This window comes from Pseudoalteromonas sp. SWYJ118 (assembly GCF_015864505.1).
Taxonomy (GTDB): domain Bacteria; phylum Pseudomonadota; class Gammaproteobacteria; order Enterobacterales; family Alteromonadaceae; genus Pseudoalteromonas; species Pseudoalteromonas arctica.
Genome location: NZ_JADYXC010000001.1, coordinates 512,636 through 528,209 on the forward strand (window position 1 = coordinate 512,636; position 15,574 = coordinate 528,209).

The 15,574-nt window shown below is 37.8% G+C and carries 15 protein-coding genes; 8 read left to right on the forward strand and 7 right to left on the reverse strand.

Translation table 11 applies throughout. The features are described from left to right. Positions 1-174 precede the first annotated feature (174 nt). Positions 175-471, forward strand: a complete 297-nt coding sequence (locus I6F48_RS02405) for a ComEA family DNA-binding protein (RefSeq protein ID WP_165728711.1) — start codon at positions 175-177, stop codon at positions 469-471. 24 nt (positions 472-495) lie between these two features. Here the strand turns inward: I6F48_RS02405 and I6F48_RS02410 are convergent, their stop codons facing one another. Further along, positions 496-798, reverse strand: coding sequence for a DUF6170 family protein (locus tag I6F48_RS02410; protein ID WP_165728712.1), 303 nt, complete (start codon positions 796-798; stop codon positions 496-498). Between the two features lies 1 nt (position 799). Beyond that, a complete protein-coding gene (dsbB, locus tag I6F48_RS02415; RefSeq protein WP_165728713.1) occupies positions 800-1,318 on the reverse strand; it encodes a disulfide bond formation protein DsbB in 519 nt (172 codons plus the stop codon). Positions 1,319-1,861: 543 nt separating this feature from the next. Here dsbB and fadR point away from each other — a divergent pair. Both fadR and I6F48_RS02425 read left to right on the forward strand, forming a co-directional pair. Continuing rightward, positions 1,862-2,575 carry a fatty acid metabolism transcriptional regulator FadR gene (gene fadR, locus I6F48_RS02420; protein ID WP_004335692.1) on the forward strand — a complete coding sequence of 238 codons (714 nt, stop codon included), beginning with the start codon at positions 1,862-1,864 and terminating at the stop codon, positions 2,573-2,575. Positions 2,576-2,939: 364 nt separating this feature from the next. Then, positions 2,940-3,545: a peroxiredoxin gene (locus I6F48_RS02425; RefSeq protein WP_007378637.1), complete on the forward strand. Its 606-nt coding sequence runs from the start codon at positions 2,940-2,942 to the stop codon at positions 3,543-3,545. Positions 3,546-3,604: 59 nt separating this feature from the next. Here the strand turns inward: I6F48_RS02425 and I6F48_RS02430 are convergent, their stop codons facing one another. Together I6F48_RS02430 and smpB are read right to left on the reverse strand one after the other, a co-directional pair. Next, a complete protein-coding gene (locus I6F48_RS02430; RefSeq protein ID WP_024608153.1) occupies positions 3,605-6,196 on the reverse strand; it encodes a TonB-dependent receptor in 2,592 nt (863 codons plus the stop codon). A 746-nt stretch (positions 6,197-6,942) separates the two neighbouring features. Continuing rightward, positions 6,943-7,422, reverse strand: a complete 480-nt coding sequence (smpB, locus tag I6F48_RS02435; RefSeq protein ID WP_010553883.1) for an SsrA-binding protein SmpB — start codon at positions 7,420-7,422, stop codon at positions 6,943-6,945. Between the two features lie 147 nt (positions 7,423-7,569). Between smpB and I6F48_RS02440 the strand changes: the two genes are divergently transcribed. Both I6F48_RS02440 and I6F48_RS02445 read left to right on the forward strand, forming a co-directional pair. Further along, entirely contained in the window at positions 7,570-8,010 is a 441-nt protein-coding gene (locus I6F48_RS02440; protein ID WP_007584120.1) for a type II toxin-antitoxin system RatA family toxin, read from the forward strand. Then, complete coding sequence (locus I6F48_RS02445; RefSeq protein ID WP_007584122.1) at positions 8,007-8,330, forward strand: RnfH family protein; 324 nt, start codon at positions 8,007-8,009, stop codon at positions 8,328-8,330. The genes I6F48_RS02440 and I6F48_RS02445 overlap by 4 nt, the downstream gene beginning before the upstream one ends. Before the next feature lie 133 nt (positions 8,331-8,463). Here the strand turns inward: I6F48_RS02445 and I6F48_RS02450 are convergent, their stop codons facing one another. Further along, positions 8,464-8,823, reverse strand: coding sequence for an outer membrane protein assembly factor BamE (locus I6F48_RS02450; protein WP_004335706.1), 360 nt, complete (start codon positions 8,821-8,823; stop codon positions 8,464-8,466). A 107-nt stretch (positions 8,824-8,930) separates the two neighbouring features. Between I6F48_RS02450 and I6F48_RS02455 the strand changes: the two genes are divergently transcribed. Then, positions 8,931-9,260: a GIY-YIG nuclease family protein gene (locus I6F48_RS02455; protein WP_165728714.1), complete on the forward strand. Its 330-nt coding sequence runs from the start codon at positions 8,931-8,933 to the stop codon at positions 9,258-9,260. Positions 9,261-9,348: 88 nt separating this feature from the next. Here the strand turns inward: I6F48_RS02455 and I6F48_RS02460 are convergent, their stop codons facing one another. Both I6F48_RS02460 and ilvC read right to left on the reverse strand, forming a co-directional pair. Further along, on the reverse strand, positions 9,349-11,268 hold the full coding sequence (locus I6F48_RS02460) for a methyl-accepting chemotaxis protein (RefSeq protein WP_197118732.1): 1,920 nt from the start codon (positions 11,266-11,268) through the stop codon (positions 9,349-9,351). 192 nt (positions 11,269-11,460) lie between these two features. Beyond that, positions 11,461-12,933 carry a ketol-acid reductoisomerase gene (ilvC, locus tag I6F48_RS02465; RefSeq protein ID WP_197118707.1) on the reverse strand — a complete coding sequence of 491 codons (1,473 nt, stop codon included), beginning with the start codon at positions 12,931-12,933 and terminating at the stop codon, positions 11,461-11,463. A gap of 138 nt (positions 12,934-13,071) precedes the next feature. Between ilvC and ilvY the strand changes: the two genes are divergently transcribed. Continuing rightward, positions 13,072-13,977, forward strand: coding sequence for an HTH-type transcriptional activator IlvY (gene ilvY, locus I6F48_RS02470; RefSeq protein ID WP_197118708.1), 906 nt, complete (start codon positions 13,072-13,074; stop codon positions 13,975-13,977). Between the two features lie 116 nt (positions 13,978-14,093). Then, a complete protein-coding gene (locus I6F48_RS02475) occupies positions 14,094-15,140 on the forward strand; it encodes a GGDEF domain-containing protein (protein WP_197118709.1) in 1,047 nt (348 codons plus the stop codon). Positions 15,141-15,574 lie beyond the last annotated feature (434 nt).

Genomic DNA, 15,574 nt, shown 5'->3' on the forward strand with positions numbered 1-15,574 from the left:
GGTAACTTTACTTTAGTTAAGCAATCACTTGTTGTACCAGCTGCATTTTCAGGATTTCGGATCATAGTGATAATGCGCTTAGGTACACTTTAAGTGATGAACTTTACAGTTCCTTATTTATTGATTTCCTGAGCAATACTCAAAATTAAGAAAAGAAGAATAAGGGCAAGTTTAATGAAAACGTTAAAAAATTTACTCATCATAAGCTTATTATGCTTACTACCTGCAACTACCGTATATGCACAACTATCGGAAGTAACCAAGCAAATGCCTCAAGTTGAGACAATTAGTATAAATAATGCTGATGCAGATATGCTTGCTAAGCTACCGGGTATAGGTAAGAAAAAAGCGCAGGCAATTGTGGATTATCGTGAAGAAAACGGTGAATTTAAAAGCGTCAGTGATTTATCGCAAGTTAAAGGAATTGGTAAAAAACTATTAGCTAAATTAGAGGGGAAAATTTCACTTTAAAGCTATTAAGTAATAATCAGGGCGCTATGCGCCCTGATTAAATTGTTTTAATGCATCGCTTAAGTGCTTTTTAGCAAAGTTAATTTCAATAGGTGTTGTTAATAGCGGATAGCAAAGCCCACCAAGTATCAAAAACGGGATTAATATCCAACCTTTAAATACCGTGAATATTAAAAATAGTGGACTTAGTAATATTAATTTAATAATACGTAGTAACACTTTATCAGTTGGCGATAACATACTTAACGAAAGTGCTATTACGTCCTGGCGCTTGCGCACTTTTAAGTGTTTAAGATCATCTAATTGGCTTGAAAAAAAGGTAAACATATTAAATCGATTTTTTTGTTATTAAGCGGCTAATCACTAAAGCAAACAAAGTGATTGAGAATAGCGCAAATATAATTTCCATCCAAGCAGGCATGCTCAAACCAATAAACTGCCAATCTATATTTCCACAATCCCCGGTCGCCTGAAAAAAGCTAGGTATCCATTCGTGTAACGGCATAAACGATGGGAAGTTTGGTTCAAACTCACAGCTAAATGCAAAAGGGTCTGTGGTGGTTTGCATATCAATATGCTCGCGAGCTATAAGGTATCCCCAAACACTCGATACACCCCAAATTACATACGCTAATATACGAACTGCTTTGCTCTGTGGTTTAGTCGAACCTACAATGCCTGCACCTAATAAACCCAGTACAGCGGTACGTTGATATATGCACATTATGCAAGGCGCCAATCCCATTTGGTATTGAAAGAAAAGGGCGGTCACTTCAAGTAAAAAAACGATAGCTGTAAATAAAAGCCACGGGGTACGTTGGGTGGGTAATTGCGCAAGCCAGTTCATAAAAATTCCGCGTTTAAATAAGATGTTAGATTATGACCTAGGATAATGTATGCGGCAACAAAAAGGAAAAAAAAGCTACCGAAGTCGCTTTTTATAAGATGAAATTATTGACTACTCAATACAGCCTCAGCAGAGGTTACATGGCGCTCTACTTAGTTCCCATTGATACATAAGCTAAGTTATATCGCTTACTTATACAACATTGGTGCATTGCCTAATCACTTCTTTAAAGTTGCTGTTAGAACGCTCTGTTGCATAGGTGTTCCTTTTTAATGTACTTATGTGTATTAAGTTGATTCAGCTAAGTATGGTGTAAATAAAAATACCAATAATTACAATGTACCTACAATGAATATTGCTCTGTATATTTATACATTGTAGCGATATTAGAAAAACCTAAATTTTATTATTTATTAATCTTTAATTTCTACTCATTTGCTTATTAATATATCTGACTTTACTTGTTAGTTATGCTTCGTCTGGTACAATCAGTCAGTTATTCGTGTAAAACGATGAGTGTTGATTAATTCGAGTGGGAACTGGATGAGAATTTTTAAAGCGAAAAGCCCAGCAGGATTTGCTGAAGAATATATAGTTGAATCTATTTGGAACGGCGATTTCCCTCCAGGTTCAATTCTACCTGCCGAGCGAGAACTTTCAGAGTTAATTGGTGTAACAAGAACGACCTTGAGAGAAGTATTACAGCGTTTAGCACGTGATGGTTGGTTAACAATTCAGCATGGTAAACCAACAAAAGTAAATAACTTTTGGGAGACGTCTGGCTTAAATATTCTTGAAACACTAGCGCGCTTAGATGAAGACAAGATGCCAGAGCTGACAGATCAGCTTTTATCTGCACGTACTAATATCAGTGCTATTTATACACGTGCTGCAATTAAGTTAAATCCTGAACGTGTAATTGAAATTTTATCACAAAGTCATGAGCTAGAAGACACTGCGCAGGCATTTGCTGACTACGATTATAAAGTTCATCACGAATTAGCCGTTGCGGGTAATAACCGTATTTATGTATTAATACTCAACGGTTTTAGAGGCTTTTATTCAAAGATTGGTTGTCATTACTTCTCTGATGCCGGAACTCGTGAACTTGCTCGTCAGTTTTATAAAGATTTAACAATCTTGGCAGAAAATAAAGAGCACGATGGTGCTATTTCGATGATGCGTAAATACGGTCATCAAACAGGTGAGATTTGGCAAAAAATTCGAGGCGATATGCCCTCAGATATAATGGATTAAATTTAAACGAGAAACCTGCATTTGCAGGTTTTTTTGTAGCTGTAAAAATTAATACCGCATTATATGAATTTTTAAACAATTTAATGTATTAAGCTTTCTTCAGTAACGTCAAAAGTTCTATCTAATTACAACGCAATTTACACTTCAAAATAGACCTATTATTCAAGCAGATTAGTGCAAGTTGTAAGTGTTCGTTATTTTCGATTGCTCACATCGTTAAATGCGATTGTTCTTTTGTAGTGAATAACTTTAGAATGCCAATTAATTATATGTGTTCGCTATTGGTTTTTAATTTTTAGCGCCCATATAAGTACCAGCATTGCGAAAGCAATTGAAAACAAACTCAAAATATTTGGAGAATAAAATGGGTGTATTAGTAGGCCGCCAGGCACCAGACTTTACCGCTGCAGCTGTTCTTGGTAACGGTGAAATTGTAGATAGCTATAACCTTCATGAAACAATTAAAGGTAAAAAAGCAGTTATCTTCTTTTACCCACTAGATTTCACGTTTGTATGTCCTTCTGAACTTATTGCATTTGATAAGCGTTTTGAAGAGTTTCAAAAGCGTGGCGTAGAAGTAATTGGTGTTTCTATCGATTCACAATTCTCACATAACGCATGGCGTAACACTGCTGTTGCAGACGGCGGTATTGGTAAAGTTCAATACGCACTAGTTGCAGATGTTAAACACGAAATTTGTAAAGCGTATGACGTTGAGCATCCAGAAGCAGGTGTTGCATTTCGTGGTTCATTCTTAATCGACGAAGAAGGCAATGTACGTCACCAAGTAGTGAACGATTTACCACTAGGTCGTAACATCGACGAAATGCTTCGCATGGTTGACGCGCTAGCGTTCCACACTGAACACGGTGAAGTATGTCCTGCTGGTTGGACTGAAGGTAAAAAAGGTATGGACGCAAGCCCTGAAGGCGTTGCTAAGTTCTTATCTGAAAACGAAGGCGAGCTATAATTTAGCCCTTAGTTTTAAATAAAAAAACCGCCAATTGGCGGTTTTTTTGTGTCTTTTATTTAGAAAGAAAAGCTTACTTTAGTGTACAAGTAGCGGCCACGAGGATTATGCACAGCTGATGCATAACCGTATAAATCGCCATCGCCATCACCAATTGCAAATGGTGGCTCTTCATCAAATAAGTTATTAACACCTAAAGATATTTTAGCTGATTCAGTAATACGGTACGACGTTTGTAAATCAACAAGCGTTTGCGAGTCAATCATACGTGAAGTATTGCTATCAAAGTCTAAATTGCCATCAAAGTCGATATCAGGCGTATCTTCAAATTCGCCTACATAACTGATATTTACATTGGTGTTAAACTCACCAATTTCCCAGTTGGTTGAGAAAATAAAGCGATGCTCTGGGTAGCCATATTCACCCGTGTAATCACGACCATCTTTTTCAAACTTATCTTGATATGCCCACTCTAAATTAAATTTAAGTAAACCTAAGTCATCAAGAGAGTGGTTATAGTTTGCTGAAACATCAACACCAGACACTTCTTGCGATGATAAATTTTTAAATGTGCTGTGTATTTTTTGTATTGTGCCTAAGCTTGCTCCGCCTGTAGGAGCTAAACGAACACATACGGTACTATTTTGGTTACCACATTCTGCAGCATAAATAGGACCAAATTCTTCTTCATCGATTTTATTATCTTGAGTAATGCTCCATACATCAACACTTAAACCAAACTCAGCTGTTGGTGCCCAGATAACGCCCACGTTCCATGATTCTGACTCTTCTGCTTGTAAATCAGGGTTACCAGAGAACTCAATGTTGTAATCAAGTGCTTGGCAATCTAATCCTGTTTGTTCACAGCGCTGTGTATCAACAAAAAATTGGCTTTTTTGTGATGGACCTAAGCCTATTTGCGCTAACGAAGGCGCTCTAAAGCCTTGCGCCCAAGAACCACGAACCGTTACTTCATCAGTCGGTGCCCAGCGCAGAGCTATTTTTGGATTTGTTGTTGTACCAAAGTCGCTATAATCATCGTAACGACCGGCTAATTGTAGTTCGAGGTTTTCAGCAAGTGGGATTGAGAACTCAACATATGCAGCGTATTGTTCACGATCAGCAGAAGCTGATACTGATTCAGTACCAAATATTAAGCCACGTTGAAATTGATCATCAGGGATATCATTTACATCTTCTTCACGGTACTCAATACCGGCGGCCATCATTACAGCTTCGCCACCAAAACTAAACGCTTCACCTGTAATGTTAGCGTCAAAAGAGGTCATATGAGACTCACCGCGACGCACTAAGCTAGTTGTGATTCTGTCAATTACAGCTGGGTCGTTATATGTGCCACCGAATGGATTATAGTTACCGGCATCAATTTCTTGTTGTAAGAAATCGGTGCGTACCCAGCCTTGTGTACGATCGCCTGTTTGTAGTGATTTACTGCGACCTTTTTGTACCGCTGTCTCCCAGCTCCAATCGTTTATTTCGCCTTTTAACCCTGCAACAAAGCGTAAGGTGTCTGACTCAATGTCCCATTGGCGAGCGCCTGCATCTACTGTACGGTAACGACCAATTTGAATGTCTTCACCAAATGGATTGTTTGGGTGATTAGCGGGTACCGTAAGGCCTGCATCTTCATCAAGTGGTGTTGGTGCACCTGCAGCGACAGAGCTGTTATGCTGAACAGCCATTTCTAAAAAGCCAGTAATGCCGTTATCAAAGCGGTATTCAAATTGTGAAATAGCGCCTACACGCTCAGATGCTGGGGCAACATATCCATATGGGCCGTAATCAAATAAACAGCTACCACTTGAAGTTGCATTTTCAGCAGGACAGGCAGGGTCGATTGTTTTAACGCCATCCACATAAAAGTAGCCTGGGAAACCACGAGATGAACGGAAATCTTCACCACCATAAGGTGCTTGGTTTGCAGTGCCAAGGCTGCCCATTTCATCAGAAGAAAGAGATGTGTTTTTAAAGTAATCGATAATAACAGATGCACTACTTTTTTCGCTTGTTGTACCCCAAACTAGGCTTGCTGTTGTTTCTTCATAATTTGGACCATCCGTACCGCCATAGCCTAGGTTAATCTCAACACCATCAATATCTTTCTTTAAGATAACGTTAACTACACCCGCTACTGCATCTGAGCCATAGATAGCTGAAGCGCCATCTTTTAGTATGTCGATACGCTCAATAGCAGAAACAGGAATACTGTTAATATCTACAAATGAGTTGGTGATACCTTCAGCAAAGGCACTAATTGATACACGGCGACCATTAATTAATACCAGTGTTGCATCGGCTCCTAAGCCACGTAAGCTTACTGCAGCTGAACCGTTAGCGGTTGAATCTTGGTTGTTACCACGAGTAGAGAAAGTACCGCTACCTGCTACAGGCATTCTTTCTAGAAGTTGCTGTAAATTATCGTAACCCATGTTTTCGATTTCAGCTCTACCGATTGATTGTACCGGAGAAGGCCCTTCAATATCAGTTCGCTTAATACGAGAACCAGTAACCTGAATTCGCTCTACTTTTTTAGCTTCTTCTGCTGCGTAGGCTGTTGTTGTAAAACCTGCTGATAATGCGAGTGTTGCGCCCACAATAATGCTTGGTGTAAATGCAGTTGATTGCTTCATCCTTAAGTCCTTGTTGATATATTATAAAATTATTTGCTTAACAAGCGCGGGTATTAATATCATGTAACTTAAGTGTTAGCAATTGGCTTAATTTGTGATTTAAGTATTAGTTTCAATGCTTTTTTGTGGGTTTTATGACCTTATTTATACTTTGTTTTCTAGGTGAAACTAAGCGTGAATAGGACATAGGGTTAATAATTGTCATATAGCTACATGAAGCCATGTGTGGAATAGCTAATGATAGAAATAATTTGTAATAATTTATTTCTATAAATTAAAACTTATGTTTGTTTTTATACTTTTAATTTATTCAATTATGTAATACCAATTCGCAGTAATACTTAATCAATTTGAGGGGTTAAAGTTGATGCTAAAGGCATTGAAATTTTCTGATTTACGACTGCTAGATACAGGAGGTGGGGTAATGCAGGAGTAATTGCTGATAATGGCTAAGTAATACCAACCTGCATAAATCTTTGATCAATTTAACGAATTAAATTGCACTATAACGTCGTTAAAAATTTTTTATTTAGAACAACTAGATATAAAAATTTTTGCCTAGTTCTAGCGTAATTTTCTTAACGTTAAATAGACCCCATATATAAGCAGATTGGTATAACAAGTTTTGTCTTGTTATCGATACGATTTTCTTATTTCAAAGTAGATTATTTAATTAAGAGAATTGGTATTATTTGAGCTTTTATATAGGTGAAATTAAAAACGCCTAATAAATTAGGCGTTTTTAATTATGCTTTATGCTTCATTAAGCGTTCTTTTTCACGCGACCAGTCTTTATCTTTACCGTCTTCGCGTTTGTCGTGTAATTTCTTACCTTTTGCCAAATGAAACTCAAGTTTTACCCAGCATTTTTTCCAGTACATCGCTGTAGCTATTAAAGAATAGCCATCGCGCTCTGTTGCACCGAATAAACGGTCAAGTTCGCGTCTGCTTAATAGCAATTTACGATAACGTAGCGGGTCGCAAATTACATGGGTCGATGCACTTATAAGTGGCTGAATTTGACTGCCAAGTAAAAATGCTTCGCCATTTTTAAGATGAATATAAGTTTCTGTGATATTTACTTTACCAGCTCGGATACTTTTAACTTCCCAGCCTTGTAGTTCAACACCCGCTTCAAACTTATCGTGTAAAAAATACTCATGTCGCGCTTTTTTGTTTAGCGCGATGGTATTACTTGTCGATTTTGATGAATTTTTCTTAGCCATAGTGCCCTATAATATACGTAATGTGAGATGTTTTACATCGATTTTTTTAATAATGCTTTTAAAAATTTAGCTTTAATTTAAGCAGCATGAAAATTTGGGGAAACGCGCAAAGCTTGCTAAAATTCGCCCACACAGTTGGGAGTGAGTATGCCACAAATAGAAAAAAGTGCGCTGGTTATGTACAGCACTAAAGAGATGTTTGATCTAGTTAATGATGTAGAAGCTTATTCACAGTTTTTACCAAATTGCTCAGACTCAAAAATTGTTTCACAGCACGATAATAACATGACCGCGAGTTTAGAAATATCTAAGGCGGGTATAAAAAAGTGGTTTACCACCGAAAACACCTTTGTTGATGAGCAAACCGTGTTACTGCGCCTTGTTGATGGTCCGTTTAAGACCTTAAAAGGGCGCTGGCATTTTCAAGAGCTTGACGCCAAAGCATGTAAGGTTCATTTGCACCTAGAGTTTGAATTTTCAAGTAAGTTAATAGAGCTTGCCTTTGGAAAGATTTTTAACGATGTAGCAAAAAATATGGTGAGTGCATTTACTCAACGTGCAAAACAGGTTTATGGAGCGCGAGTATGATTAATGTTGAAGTGGTCTTTGCATTACCGACCACGGCCACGTGTTTATCAATTGAAGTGCCACAAGGGACTACAGTCGAGCAAGCTGTTATTCAGTCAGGTATTATAGAAAAGTGCCCAGAAATAGATGCCACATCGCTAACGTTAGGTGTGTGGAATCGAACTGTAAAAGCTAACTATGAATTAAAAGACGGTGACCGTATAGAAATATACCGTCCACTAATTGCAGATCCTAAAGATGCCCGCAGAAAACGTGCAGAAAAAGCAAAAGAAGAGGGGCGTGCAAATAAAATAACGGGTGGTCGCCCACTCGAGAAGTAATACCAATCGGCATAAACTTCGAACAATTTAACAGATTAAATCACACGCTAACGTCTTTTAAAATGGTAAAAGCTTTTTAAGTAAACCAATAAAAAAGGTGAGCCATGCTCACCTTTTTTACTACCTGAGACGTTTATTGCTCTAGCGGTGTAGTAAAGTTTTCAGGTTGGTCATAATCACCTGAGATTGAAACTAACTTTTCATTTTCAAAGTTAATTACTAACTCTTTATTTTGTTCGTTTTTACGGCCTTTATTAAAGCTGTAAATATAGCGCCAAGTATTGTTATCAAAGGCGTCCTCGGCAATAGGTCTACCTAATACATAAACAACTTGCTCTCGGGTCATATTTACACGAAGTTTTTCAACATCCGATTGCTCTAAAAAGTTACCTTGTGGAATGTTAATTCGGTATACCCAGCTAGAGCAACCTGCTGCTGAGCTAAGTGTTAAAGCGACGATAAGCCAAAGAGAAAAAGTTTTTAACGACTGCATTGTTAGTTGTGATCCTTATTTTTTATAATCTGCATGATACCGATTAGTCACTGAAGGTAAAACCCTTTTAAGCAATTGTTTTATGTTAAGGGCGTTAAGGTAATGTTTTGACCACTGATAATGAAAAAAGTTTACAGCATATTGAAACGAATATTTTAAAAACTGAGTCTACTTGGTTTTTATATATAGTTGAAACACGATTTGGTCATTGGTACACAGGGATCACGACTAATGTTGAAAAACGCTTTGCAACTCATCAAGCTGGTAAAGGGGCTAAAAACCTTAGAGGAAAAGGGCCTCTTTTACTTATCCATCAACAACAAGTAGGTAATAAAAGTGAAGCAAGTAAGCTTGAGTATCAATTAAAAAAGCTCCCTAGAGCTAAAAAGGAAGCGTACGTTTTAGCATTTAATACTGGCGATAGCAAAAGTACTTAGTTTGTGTAAATTAAGCATATTCGTTATGAGCAAAAACTATCTTCGAATATAGCTTATGCTCATAGCTGGCGTGTAATATCAGAGCTGCTTAGCGATGCTGTTCAAAGGTAGCTACAAGCGCATCAAGTGTTTGTGCACTGTTGGCTAAGTCGCGAATCGCTTGCTCTGTATTGATTTGTTCGCTCATTGCTTTATCGCTAATTTCGCTAATTTGCTCAATATTACGACTTACATCGGCAACCACATTACTTTGCTGCTCAGTTGCAGTCGCTATAAGCGTAGCCATATCGTTTATTTGATTTGCTGTTTCGGTTATCGTATCAAGTAATTCAACAGAGCTTTGCATTGCACCAACGCTTTGCTGAGCTTTATCTTTCGATTGGCTAATATCATTAACTACATCATCAGATATTTTTGTAAGCTCTTCAATCATAGATTGAATTTCGGTGGTTGATTGCGATGTACGGTTTGCCAGTGCACGTACTTCATCAGCAACAACAGCAAAGCCGCGTCCGTGTTCACCTGCGCGAGCAGATTCAATTGCAGCATTTAAAGCAAGTAGATTAGTTTGATCCGATATGCCTCTAATTGAGTCAACAATACTTGCAATATCAACCGTTTTTTTAGAAAGCAAAGTAACTTGCTCTGTTATGCCATCAATATCGCTGGCAAGGGCTGATATAGTTGCTTGGCTTTGGAGTACTTGTTTATGGCTTTGAATAGTATTTTCGCGGCTGTTATCGGTTAACTTAGCTGTATTTGCTGCGCTTTGCGCTATTTCTTGTACTGTAGCGCCCATTTCGTTGATTGCTGCTGCGACAGATATTGTTTGTTCTTTTTGGTTGTCTATTGCTTGGGAGTTCCGTTTTGCTTGTTCAAATACATGATCAGAGCTTTTTCTAATATCGTGACTTTCGCTCGCAACTTGAGTAATCGCTGTTTCTATTTTATTTATAAACTGGTTAAAGCCGTTACTTAGATTGTTAAGCTCTGGTTGGCTCGATTCTGGTAAGCGGTATGCTAAATTTGCATCGCCAGAGCCTAAGCGTGAAAATAACTCAGCCATTTTAGAAAGTGGAGATGAAAGTGAGCGAGCAAGCAAATAACTGATTAAACTCGCAACCAATGCTGTAATTACCGTAAAAGTAAATATTTGCCATTGCAGGGTGTTTACGCTTGCGAAAACTTCACTTTTTGGCACTTGGGCTACAACATATAAATCGGTGTTTTTAATAGGCATAGCAGCTACAAGTGTCGGTTCGCCATTTAAATTAATTTCTTCTAGTGCAAAGCCATTACTATTAAATAGTTGGCTGTGAATATTTGCAGTATATAAATCATCAATGTTTGCTTTAGCTACTTTACTTGCATCTTTATGAAGCTGAATCAATCCACTTTTATCTGCAATGAATACAAAGCCTGTTTGCTCAATTTTAAATTGCTGTAATAGCTTTTGCATATCAGTGATGCTTTTTGCAAGACCTGCTAAACCAGTCCCATTAGCTTGCTGATGATTTACAAACATTTTCACATCATTGGCTGACTCTTGATAAATACTGATAGAGTAAGGTTGTTTTGATTGCTTAAAAGCAAAGAACCAGCCATCGGCTGCATCGTTTTTTAACACACGCAAAAACCCATTCTGGTTCCAGTACTGTGCAGTGTCTCTATTTGCCCAAGATGCTGTGGCTAAATCGTATTGCTGGGCAACGCGATTTAATTCTTTTAATAGTAATGTATCGTCTTGGTTGTTTGATTGAGCCCATTGTAAAATAAATTCGTTTGATGATAGTTGCTGAGCAGCACCGAGTAACTCGTTGATTTCACCGCCTATGTGATTACTGATTGTTTGCAGTTTACTAGGGAGCTCTGACTCAATCATACGTCGCTCGATAATATCCTCTGAGCTGTGTAGGGAAGTCAAACCAATCAGTGCGGCTACGCATATAGCAATAACACTGCCTAAAGCTGTGATTTTTTGAGTGATCGAAAGATTTTGTATCGTCATGATATTAATTAATTTTACAACTAAATAGAAAAACATATTAGCACATTATTTATTTGGAACTAAATATTGGCTAAGCAGAATAGGCAAAGATATACCAGATTGGTTAAAGTTTTATTAACAGACATAAAAAAGCCCACATGCAAAAAGCATACGGGCTTGGTTTCTAACAAGCGAAACTTTTATTGTTTAGGGTTAAACAATTTTTTTCATTGCTGACATGTAGCCACGTAATTTAGCACCTACTTTTTCAACAGGGTGTTCACGCAGTGCGGCATTGATTTGAATTAATGTTTGGTTATCAACTTGGTTACTGTGATCGCCAAGGCCTTTACCAATAATGTCGGTATCAACGTTTTTCATAAAGTCAGCTAATAGTGGTAAACATGCATGGTTATATAAGTAACAACCATATTCTGCAGTATCAGAAATAGTACGGTTCATTTCGAAAAGCTTTTTACGCGCAATAGTATTGGCGATTAATGGCGTTTCGTGTAATGACTCGTAGTAAGCTGACTCTTCAATAATACCGGCTGCAGTCATGGTTTCAAATGCAAGTTCAACACCTGCTTTAACCATTGCTACCATTAAAATACCGTTATCAAAAAATTCTTGTTCTGAGATTTCTACATCGCCAGCAGGGGTCTTTTCAAAGTTGGTTTCTGCTGTTTCTGCGCGCCATTTAAGTAAGTTGACGTCATCATTATTCCAGTCTTCCATCATAGTGCGTGAGAAAGTGCCGTCGATGATGTCATCTTGATGCTTATTATAAAGCGGGCGCATAATTAGTTTTAGCTCTTCACTTAGTTCAAACGCTTTTACTTTTGCAGGGTTTGAAAGGCGGTCAAGCATGTTAGTAACGCCGCCGTACTTAAGTGCTTCGGTAATTACTTCCCAGCCGTATTGAATTAGTTTTGATGCGTAACCAGCATCAATGCCTTTTTCTATCATTTTATCAAAACATAAAATAGAGCCGGTTTGTAGCATGCCACATAAAATGGTTTGTTCGCCCATTAGGTCAGACTTAACCTCAGCAATAAATGATGATTTAAGTACACCTGCGCGATGTCCGCCAGTACCAGCTGCATACGCTTTAGCTTGCGCTAAACCAAGACCTTGAGGGTCATTTTCTGGATGAACCGCGATCAGAGTTGGCACACCAAAACCGCGTTTGTATTCTTCACGTACTTCAGAACCAGGACACTTAGGCGCAACCATGATTACAGTAATGTCTTCACGTACTTGCATGCCTTCTTCAACAATATTAAAGCCATGAGAGTAAGCAAGAGTAGAGTCTTTTTTCATAAGTGGCATAATTGCACTTACTACAGCGGTATGTTGCTTATCTGGCGTTAAGTTAAGTACTACGTCAGCTGTAGGAATTAATTCTTCGTATGTGCCTACTGTAAAACCATTTTCAGATGCATTTAAAAATGATTGGCGACGCTCAGAGATAGCTGATGCGCGCAATGTATAAGAAACATCTAAACCAGAATCACGTAAATTTAAGCCTTGGTTTAAGCCTTGTGCGCCACAACCTACAATAACCAGCTTTTTACCTTTAAGTGCATCAACGCCATCGGCAAATTCGCCTGCGTCCATAAATTCACATTGCGCTAATTGCGCTAATTGCTCGCGTAAAGGTAAGGTATTGAAATAATTCGCCATTGTTAGTGTCCTATAAAATCATGTTTGTTAGATGCGCAATGTTTATTGCGCTTACAAACACCATATGTAAAATCGTTGCTTGCGTAAAATGATATATTTGAATTAAAGTGTTTCATAATATGAAATGCAGGATTAGGTATGGATCATAAACATTTAAACTACTTTTTAGCGTTGGCTAAAACACTCCACTTTGGGCGTGCAAGTGAGCTTTGCCATATAAGTGCACCGACTTTAAGCCGCAATATAAAGCATTTAGAGGAGGAAGTAGGTGTCGCATTATTTATACGTGATAACCGCAGTGTTAAATTAACGCGAGAAGGTGAGTCGTTTATTGATTACGCGACAGCGACGCTTGCTAATTGGCAGCGCTTTAAAGCGAATGTAAAAGATCCACAGCAACATATTTACGGAAAAGTAAGTATTTATTGCTCGGTTACTGCATCCTATAGTTTTTTACATCAAATATTAGAGCAACTTCGTGCGCAGCATCAGTATATAGAAATAACATTAAATACAGGAGATCCTGCACTTGCTATAAACCGCGTGTTAGATGGACACGAATTAATGGCTATTGCAGCTAAGCCAAGTAAATTACCGGCGCAAATTGCTTTTGTTGATATTGGTCACTCTCCGCTTTTATTAATTGGACCAAAAATTCAATGTCCGATCACACAAAAGCTAACACAAAATGGTGATGATATTAATTGGTCTGATTTGGAATTTATTGTCCCAGAGCAAGGCTTTTCTCGCCAAAGGTTAGAACACTGGTGGCGCAAAAATAATATTCACGGGAAAATTTACGCACAGGTTGCTGGGCACGAAGCAATGGTATCTATGGTGAGCTTAGGATTAGGTGTCGCAATGGTCCCTAAAATAGTGCTAGATAACAGCCCGCTGCAAGATAAAGTACAAATACTAACACCAAAAATGCAAGCGCCTGATGGGTTTGATATTGGTTTGGCAGTATTAAGGAAAGAGTTAAATGACCCTGCAATCAGTGCTTTGTGGAATATTGCGCAAACTTTAGATGCAAAAGCGATTTAATGCGCGCAGAGAATAAGCAAGTTAGTTAAATAGTATGAATATAGGTTGCGTATAAGTTTACTATTACTTAACATTGAGCGCTAATAATAAAAACAATGACGCTTGAGAGTTTATTTATGAACCACGCCGTATCACTTGCTCATTCTGCCCAATGCCTAAAAAAGGCGATTCCTTTGATGGTAAAGTACCGTATGCCGGTAACCCCTATCAACTATGCAATTTGGTACTGTTACATCCAAGGAAGCAACCCTTTACTAAATGCTGAATTAGACCATGTTATTGCTGAGCAACAAACATGCTCACAAGACAAAGCAAAAGAGATTTTTGATAAACACTTAACGCAAGACGATCTCGTTTTTTTTCAGGAAATAACTGAAAAATTTCATACAACTATGGAACAAGTTCAGCAGGACATAAGTACAACGCTTGATCACTCCAAAAGCTTTACAACAAGTTTAGTCGACTCACAAAACGAGTTGAATATGCTTGTTGATGTAAGCTCTTACAATGAAATACTGGGATGCGTTGAACGTTTGACTGATGATTCTATTGCGATGCAAGATTATGCTCGAGAATTTCAAACTAAATTAGCCGTTGCTTACAATGAAATAAAAGATTTAAAAGAAGCACTGAATATTTCAAAAGAAGCTGCCGATACCGACACACTCACTGGTTTTTATAACCGAGGTAAGTTTGATCTAGATATTGTAAATTTTTGCTTTGAATACTCAGAACAAGCGCAAGAAGACTCTCTTGCCGTTCTTATTATGTTTGATATTGATCACTTTAAGCGCTTTAACGATGACTTTGGTCATCAAAAGGGTGATGAAGTACTTAGATTGGTTGCCAAAAAAGTGAGAGAAAATACAACTGAAGCTGCAAATGTATATAGATATGGCGGCGAAGAGTTTTGCATAACAGCCTATTTTGACACTATTAACGATATAATAGCGTTTGCAGATTGTATTCGTTTAGCTATTGCAAAATTGGCGATTCGTAAAAAGCATGATGTAACTGCAAAGCGTGCTATTTCAGCAAGTTTTGGTTTAGCAATTTTACGCCCGTTTACTAATAGCTCTGTTTTAGTTGAACGTGCAGATAGAGCCTTATACATTGCCAAAACACATGGACGAAATCGTATAGAAATAGCCCCTGATATTTAATAAGTGCCAGAGGTTTTTGATTTATTTGGGTTAAAGCCGCTCAATTTAGGGCGATTTAATCCAACTTCAGTTTTGGTAAACAAGCAGGTAAAACCCAATAGAGCTGTAGCGAGTTAGCTCTTAGTAATTTTTTATTTGAATAATTGCATTTGCTACGTTGTGCCTCATTTTCAAAGTATCTTAAAGTACTATTAGTCAAAAACTACACAAGCAACTCAAAGTACAATCCTTAGACACAACTACCTTGAAAGATAAATAGTCCGAAAAGCATAAAGTTAACATTTTCGTATACAAATTGTGAATAATTGTAACCAGCTAGAGCTAGTTTAAAAAGACCTTGCTAGTATGGGGAACTCACTTATTTTGATACTTTGATTTACGCTGATGCGGTATGCCTTCTCATTATTAACAGCTCTATGTTTTAGCACTTTGTT